Source organism: Bacillus sp. JJ1521, from assembly GCF_036965165.1.
Classification (GTDB): domain Bacteria; phylum Bacillota; class Bacilli; order Bacillales; family Bacillaceae_L; genus Ferdinandcohnia.
In genome coordinates this window covers 25,834-32,631 of record NZ_JBALOX010000031.1, presented here as the reverse complement: position 1 = coordinate 32,631, position 6,798 = coordinate 25,834, and the positions used below count along the sequence as shown (strand labels likewise).

The window sequence follows — 6,798 nt, the reverse complement described above, 5'->3', positions numbered from 1 at the left end:
TCTTTATGACCCACTTCCTGTGGCCCTAAAAATCGGGTGGCAAATACGCCAAGGCGCATTTGATTTTTCTAAAAAACGGAGGGGTTAGGATGAAAAGAAGAGAGGCAGAGCCATATAAAATAAAGGCAGTAGAACCATTAGCAATGCTGACGTATGAGGAAAGAAAAGAAGCATTGGAGCGAGCAGGCTATAATACTTTTTTGCTTGATTCCGAGGATGTGTATATCGATCTTTTAACAGATAGCGGGACAAGTGCAATGAGCGACCGCCAATGGGGCGCTTTAATGGTTGGAGATGAAGCTTATGCGGGGAGTAAAAGCTGGAAAAAGCTTGAGCAAGCAGTAAGGGAGATTTATGGGTATACGTATGTTTTGCCGACACACCAGGGCCGAGGAGCGGAGAATCTACTATCTCAGCTAAAAATAAAACCGGGTGATGTAGTGCCTGGGAATATGTATTTTACAACAACCCGTGCCCACCAGGAGCTAAATGGTGCGAGATTTGTGGATATCATTATTGATGAAGCACATGATTCAAGGACCAAGCATCCCTTTAAAGGGAATGTCGATTTATCTAAATTACGGGGTCTCATTAAGAAGGTCGGGGCAGAGAATATTCCTTATGTTTGTGTAGCAGTTACGGTCAATATGGCAGGTGGACAGCCGGTTAGCATGGAGAACATGAGAGAGGTTTATAATCTCTGTAAAAATCATGGGATTGATGTCATGTTTGATGCGACACGCTGTGTTGAGAATGCTTATTTTATTAAGGAAAGAGAAGCTGGTTATGAAAATCATCGGATCAAGGATATTTTAAAGGAGATGCTTTCCTATTCAGATGGCTGCACAATGAGCGGAAAGAAGGATTGCTTAGTCAATATTGGCGGATTCCTTGCGATGAATGACGAGGAACTATACGCAAAATCGCGTGAGTTGGTCGTCGTATATGAGGGGATGCCTTCTTATGGAGGAATGGCAGGACGTGATATGGAAGCAATGGCACAAGGAATTTATGAATCAATCGATGATCATTACATCCATCACCGAATTCAGCAGGTTCGATATCTTGGACAACAGTTGATTGAAGCAGGAATTCCAGTTGTTCAACCAATAGGGGGGCATGCTGTCTATCTAGACGCACGTCAATTTTTAGCACATTTGAATCAAGAAGAGTTCCCTGCACAAGCATTAGCAGCAGCACTTTATCTTGACTCAGGCGTTAGAGCGATGGAGCGAGGAATCGTCTCGGCAGGCAGAAATAAAGATACAGGTGAACATAATAAACCAAAGCTAGAGCTAGTTCGTTTAACAATCCCAAGAAGGGTGTATACGAATAATCATATGGATGTCGTAGCCGATTCGGTGATGGCCCTCTATGAAAAAAGAAACCATATTAGTGGATTACGTATGGATTATGAGCCACCTACACTAAGATTTTTTAATGCAAGATTTTCACCATTATCAGGTGATTCAAAGTTGATCACCGAGGAATAGAATGAAAGCCAGCCCATTTTTGATTACGGGGCTGGCTTCTATTTACTTACCTTTTACCAGATAAGGTCGGTCATTTTCCCAATGAACATGAACCGGAAGATTGAAATAGTTTGAAAGAACTTCACTTGTAATGATTTGATCGGTTTGTCCTGAAGCAAATGCTTCGCCATTTTTTAAAAGCAATGTTTTCGTAAACACGGGAAGGATTTCTTCAACATGGTGGGTAACATAAATAATCGTTGGTGATTCTTCCTTTACGGCAAGCCTTTCGATGGAATCTAATAATTGTTCTCTTGCAATAAAATCTAACCCATTTGTTGGTTCATCTAAAATAAGAATAGACGGGTCTGCCATTAGTGCACGCGCGATTAACACCCGTTGTTTTTCACCTTGGGATAGGGTCGCATAATCGCGGTTTGCATAACCGATACAACCAAGCTCCTCGAGTAATCCGATTGCTCTTTCCCGCATTTCGTCTGTAGGTGTTTCATACAAGCCTATTGATGCGAAGGCTCCACTTAAGACTACCTCAAATGCGTTATCAGTTGGGTAGAATTTTTGCTGTAAAGAGGAGGAAACAAAGCCAATCTTCTTTCGAAGTTCCTCACCAAGATATACCTTTCCGAATTTAAATCCAAGAACTGTCACATCACCACTAGTAGGGAAATTATAGGCATTGATTAAGTCTAATAACGCGGTTTTTCCAGAACCATTCAATCCGTAAAGTACCCAGTGCTCCCCTTGTTCAATTTTCCAATTAATATTCTGTAGAATAAGCGCGTTATCACGCCGGAGTGTAACATTCATCAAATCCAAAACCACTGGAATCCCTCCTTGATTATAAGTTAATAGTATCAAAAAATTCAGATAGGGGTGTACAAAGAAAATTAGTAGGTTCACATAATAAATTCGACTAATTAAGGAATTGTCGGAGTCTATACATAATCCCTTTACATAATCTTTACAGAGGATTAACAATGCTTGTTTATAATTTTAATTAAATAGGTAAAAAGACATGGAGTTTGGGGGTTCTGCACTTGGGAAAAAAGTTGCGTAAAGTGAAAATGCTAGATAAAGAGAATAATGGCAGAATACGGTTCGTACAGAGATTTTTACAAAGAGTTAATCTGAGTACCCGATTATTTATCCTGTTTGTTTCTTTACTCGTGATATCTGTTGTGGCGGTTGGAACAACCTCCTACATAAAAGCAAAAGAAATGACAATTGAAACAATTGAACATCGATTAGTACGTGAAGCAGAGTTAATGGGATATATTGCAGAAAGTTTAAAATTTGTTTATGTCGGTCAAGATGATTATTTTATGCAACAGGTGGACGGGAATGTTCGAATGCAGCAAAAGAAGCTTGAAGGAGATGGGATACAGGCAGAATTTTTCTATATTCAAAAATCAGAAGTAGTTCCCTTCAAGGTGAGTAAAGATGCTATTCCAGCTATTTCAGAAAAAACAATCACTGACCTAGTTGAGCGCAAAAATGGTGTCATTCATGAGAGGATTAATGGCGTTGATTACACGATCTCATTCCTTAATATAAAGGAAATAGGTGGAATTTATGGAATCCTCATCCCGATGAAATCCTATACGGGTCCAATCGACCAAATGGCCTATTTTACATTACTTGTGATTGCCGTCAGTATCATTGTGATGACGATCGTGATTATCCTATTAGTGAGAACAATTGTTAAGCCATTAAGTGCATTAAGGAATACAATGAAAGAAGTAAGGGAAGGGAATCTCAAGCACTCGGTTGATATACGTACAACAATTCCTGAAATTACTTCATTACATAAGAGCTATAATGCAATGATTGATCAAATGAGAAGTATGTTAAATGAATTGAAGACTTCAACGAAAGAATTGGAAACAACAGGTGATGAATTAAATGTTTCATCTAGGGATGCGCTTGATTCTAGTCATCAATTAATCTCGGCGATTGATACGGTTAGACAAGGGGCGGAGCATACTGCAAGTAGCTCTGAGGAGAGTGTCCATGGTTTTAAGACGATGTCAAATCGAATAGAGGATATTATGACAAACATGGAAACTGTCATTGGAAGCTCAAAGAATATGAATCTTTCGGCTGAACGCGGTGAAAAAAACATGGGACAACTGATTTCAACAATTCAATCATTTGAAGGTGACTTCAATCGTCTCACAAAAACCATTCGAGAAGTTAAAGACTATTCACTTGAGATTACATCACTTGTTGAACTTGTAACGGAAATCGCGAAACAAACAAAACTATTAGCTTTAAATGCAACCATTGAAGCAGCACGTGCTGGTGAAGCAGGAAAAGGATTTGCTGTCGTAGCACAAGAGGTTCAGAAGCTTGCCGAGCAGTCAACGAAAGCAACTGATGAAATTACAGATGCAATAACAAAAATGGAATCTATTACTTTACTCGCTTCAAAGGAATTTGACCAAATGCTGCTCCAAATTAGTTCCAATCTCCAATTGGCGAATGATTCAAAAATCTCGATTAATGAGTTGATGCAAGGGATTTATGAGGTAAGTGGCAACATTGAAGTCATGCAGGAGGAACTAACAGGGTTAGAGAGTATAGTGCCAGAACTACAGCAATCAGTTACTCAATTCTCATCTGTGTCACAGGAGACATTAGCGAGTGCCGAAGAAATGCTAGCCTTTAGTGAAAGTCAAATTCAACAAATGGAAAATACAAATAGAGTTGGAAAAAGCCTGCATAATCTGTCAAAATCACTATCAGAAATCACTCAGCGCTTCAACGTCAAATAAAGAAGAAGATTGAGGTCATTCGATAAAGTCTTTTGTCGAATGGCCTTTTGTGCTAGCTGAACTTTTTTGAGGTATACTTGATATAAATTTTTTTGATAGGGGAGTTCGGCTATGGCTTATAGTAGGGTGCGTTGGGGGATTATTGGTTGTGGGAACGTGACAGAAGTGAAGAGTGGTCCAGCATTTCAGAAAGTCACGAATTCTGAGTTGGTAGCTGTGATGCGAAGAACAGGTGAATTAGCGAAAGATTATGCGAAAAGACATCAAGTACCGAAATGGTATGACAACGCGGACGAGCTTATCTTAGATCCAGAGGTTGACGCTATTTATATCGCGACACCGCCAGGATCTCATAAGGAATATACCCTTAAGGCTGCAAATGCTGGCAAACCAGTGTATGTTGAAAAACCAATGGCTCGAAGTTATGAAGAATGCCTGGAGATGATTCAAGCCTGCAAGAAGGCAAATGTACCATTATATGTCGCTTACTATCGTCGAGCGCAAGAAAGATTTTTGAAAATAAAAGAGTTATTGGATAATGGGGCAGTAGGGGAAGTACGATTTGTGTCAACCACACAATATCGCAAAGCATCAGAGGATCCTACCAATCTTCCATGGCGAGTACAGCCTGACATTTCAGGTGGGGGTCTGTTCTACGATTTAGGTAGCCATACACTTGATATATTAGATTTCTTATTAGGGCCAATTAAGGAAGTGCATGGCTTTGCTTCAAATCATGGCGGTCTTTACAGAGCAGAAGATATTGTAACCAGCACCTATTTATTTGAATCAGGTATCCATGGTGTTGGCAATTGGTGTTTTACTGCTTTTAAAAATGAAGATGTGAATGAAATCGTCGGCAGCAAAGGAAAAATTACGTTCTCTACTTTTGGAAATGAACCAATTGTTGTAACGACCGAGAACGGAACAGAAGAGTGGAGTTTTGAACGCCCTCAGCACGTACATCAGCCCCTTGTGGAGACCATTGTAGAGGAATTGACAGGTAAAAATCCAGTTTGCCCAAGCAATGGTGAATCCGGTGCACGAACAAATTGGGTAATGGGCGAAATGGTTAAAGGCTTTTATGTAAATAAATAAAACTAGCGAAAGGCGTCCCAAATGGTCGCCTTTCGTTTCCAAAAATTTCCGTGAAGAATTTTAAATATTATATAAGTTGTATACTCCATTTATCACAAGATTGTGATAAAATAGTTGATATTATTATCAGAATAATATAAGATTTCGATTATTGATTAGTCAAATGCGCTTTGGCGTATTTGCGCCCGATTTTTTTCGAGCGCGCTCGAAAAACTTCCTTAGAAAAATCGTGGCATCCGCCGGAGGCATTAACTTTATTCAGAGGGTGTGAGAACATCCGCTGAATAAAATTAACGGTTTATATTAAATGAAAGCTGGGATTAACATGACGACAGATTTTAAACTTGACATCACCCTCACAACTCAAAAGAAGGAAATTCCTCCATTTGACCAATTGGTGTTTGGAACTAGCTTTACTGACCATATGTTTATGTGGGATTATACGGAAGGAAAGGGCTGGCACGATGCTAGAATTGTTCCATATCAATCCATTCCCTTAGATCCTGCGGCGACAGTATTTCATTATGGTCAATCCGTATTTGAAGGATTAAAAGCCTATCGTACAGAGGATGAGGAAATTTTATTATTCAGACCGGATCAAAACATGAAAAGATTCAATAAATCGAACCAGCGTTTAGTCATGCCGCAGTTTGATGAAGAATTTGCACTTCAGGCTTTGAAGAAGCTCATTGAAATCGATAGAGACTGGGTTCCAAATCATCCAGGTACTTCATTGTATATCCGACCATTCATGATTGCTACGGAAGCTCATCTTGGCGTCGATCCGGCTAAAAACTATAAATTTATGATTATCTTATGCCCAGTGGGTTCTTATTATAAAGAGGGTATCAATCCAGTAAAAATTGCAGTAGAACATAAATATGTTCGTGCCGTATCAGGTGGTACAGGAGAAGCAAAAACAGCTGGAAACTATGCTGCAAGTTTATTAGCATCAGAAATTGCAAGTGAAAATGGGTATTCCCAAGTTTTATGGCTTGATGGTAGAGAGCAAAAATATATTGAAGAAGTAGGCAGCATGAATATCTTCTTTAAAATCAATGGAGAAGTCGTCACGCCTGCACTAAACGGTAGTATTTTAGATGGCATCACACGTAAGTCAATTATCGAGCTCCTAAAACACTGGAATATACCTGTAACAGAGCGAAAAATTTCTATTCATGAAATCCAAGAGGCTTTTAATGATGGGGTTCTTGAGGAAGTCTTTGGAACTGGAACGGCTGCGGTTATTTCCCCAGTTGGAGAGCTTTTCTACAATAATGAAAAACTAATTATTAACAACGGCGAAACAGGGGCTGTATCTAGAAAATTATACGACACCATTACAAGCATTCAAAACGGCACAGAAGAAGACGTGTTTGGATGGACTGTAAAATTATAAAAGAAAAGAAGTAGAAGTAGTGCTTGCCCTGGGA

5 protein-coding genes are annotated in these 6,798 nt (G+C 39.4%); 4 read left to right on the top strand and 1 reads right to left on the bottom strand.

Annotation, left to right across the window (positions count from 1 at the left end):
* The first annotated feature begins 89 nt into the window (after positions 1-89).
* Positions 90-1,493, top strand: a complete 1,404-nt coding sequence (locus tag V7147_RS05950) for a tyrosine phenol-lyase (RefSeq protein WP_335366937.1) — start codon at positions 90-92, stop codon at positions 1,491-1,493.
* 42 nt (positions 1,494-1,535) lie between these two features.
* Here the strand turns inward: V7147_RS05950 and V7147_RS05945 are convergent, their stop codons facing one another.
* Positions 1,536-2,315, bottom strand: coding sequence for an ABC transporter ATP-binding protein (locus V7147_RS05945; RefSeq protein ID WP_335366936.1), 780 nt, complete (start codon positions 2,313-2,315; stop codon positions 1,536-1,538).
* 242 nt (positions 2,316-2,557) lie between these two features.
* Between V7147_RS05945 and V7147_RS05940 the strand changes: the two genes are divergently transcribed.
* From V7147_RS05940 to V7147_RS05930, 3 genes are all read left to right on the top strand, one after another.
* Complete coding sequence (locus tag V7147_RS05940; protein WP_438824557.1) at positions 2,558-4,267, top strand: methyl-accepting chemotaxis protein; 1,710 nt, start codon at positions 2,558-2,560, stop codon at positions 4,265-4,267.
* Between the two features lie 111 nt (positions 4,268-4,378).
* The gene (locus V7147_RS05935; protein ID WP_335366934.1) at positions 4,379-5,365 is read left to right on the top strand and encodes a Gfo/Idh/MocA family protein; all 987 of its coding nucleotides are present in this window, start codon (positions 4,379-4,381) and stop codon (positions 5,363-5,365) included.
* Positions 5,366-5,690: 325 nt separating this feature from the next.
* A complete protein-coding gene (locus V7147_RS05930) occupies positions 5,691-6,764 on the top strand; it encodes a branched-chain amino acid aminotransferase (RefSeq protein WP_335366933.1) in 1,074 nt (357 codons plus the stop codon).
* Positions 6,765-6,798: the final 34 nt, after the last annotated feature.